Genomic DNA, 580 nt, shown 5'->3' with positions numbered 1-580 from the left:
TCTGGCGCAACAGTCACTGCCACCGGATTACCTGCCGGATCCAGAATTTCAACTGTCGCACCCGGTTCAGTGCTGCCTGCAATCGTCGCTGTCCCATCGGCATTGATGGTGACCGTGAAGTCAAAGGCCGGTGCCAATGTATCGACCGTAAAGCTCTCTGTTGCGGTCAGGTTGGCATTGCCTACCACGTCCGTAACAATACCTGCCGGAACATTCACCACCACATCGCCTTCAAAGTCCGCAGCCGGTACCAGTGTACCGCTGAAGCTACCATCGCCGTTGTCTATCAGGTCAGTCAATGTACCGTTAGCAATGTCCAGCAATCCCTCAAGTGCATCTGCAGTAAGCGGACTGCCATCAACCGCATTGACTGCTTCACCAAAGTCAATCGTGATTGCATTCGTTACAGGATCAATCGTAATCACCGGTGCCGGCGCTAATGTATCTACAGTAACTGTTAATGCAGGACTCTGTGCACTTTCATTACCAGCTGCATCAGTCAACGTATAAGTTAGTTGATGTGAACCATCTGCCAACGGAGTGGTAGGCGTCAGTGTACCTGTTACAGGATCATAGCTTG

1 protein-coding gene is annotated in these 580 nt (G+C 51.4%); it reads right to left on the bottom strand.

The window, feature by feature from the left end; genetic code table 11:
- On the bottom strand, nucleotides 1-580 hold a 580-nt coding region (locus tag RMA94_RS01270; RefSeq protein ID WP_311081516.1), incomplete at both ends, for an Ig-like domain-containing protein.

This window comes from Acinetobacter sp. V115_6 (genome assembly GCF_031799025.1).
Taxonomy (GTDB): domain Bacteria; phylum Pseudomonadota; class Gammaproteobacteria; order Pseudomonadales; family Moraxellaceae; genus Acinetobacter; species Acinetobacter pittii.
Note: the sequence above shows the minus strand (reverse complement) of the source record. Positions and strands in the feature narration are given on the sequence as shown.